Source organism: Halorhodospira sp. 9621, assembly GCF_022228055.1.
Taxonomy (GTDB): Bacteria; Pseudomonadota; Gammaproteobacteria; order Nitrococcales; family Halorhodospiraceae; genus Halorhodospira; species Halorhodospira halophila_A.
Window position 1 is genome coordinate 1 of the sequence record NZ_JAJNRD010000132.1, and the last position, 328, is coordinate 328.

Sequence of the window (328 nt, forward strand, 5' to 3'; positions counted from 1 at the left end):
GGCGCCAGCGCCCTGGAGGCCTGGCAAACACAGACTTTCGATGCCCTGGTCCTCGACCGCCACATGCCCGGATTCGATGGTGATCAGCTGGCCGAGCGCATACGGGCTGAGGAAAGGGCCCAGGGACGCACCCAGGTGGCGATTGCCCTTTACACTGCCTATGCCCGCAGCGAGGTGGAGCCGGTCCTCGAGACCGGTCTCTTCGATGCATTTCTGAGCAAGCCGTTGGATCGCACGGAGCTGCGACAGTGGATCGAGTCGCTGGCGCCGCGGAAGAACTCCCAGACCGAGACCACTCCCGGAGGGTCTTATGGAAGCGCACCCAATA

The 328-nt window shown here is 63.7% G+C and carries 1 protein-coding gene; it reads left to right on the forward strand.

All coding sequences use genetic code 11. The features are described from left to right. On the forward strand, positions 1-328 hold a 328-nt coding region (locus LRF89_RS13435; RefSeq protein ID WP_238637400.1), incomplete at both ends, for a response regulator.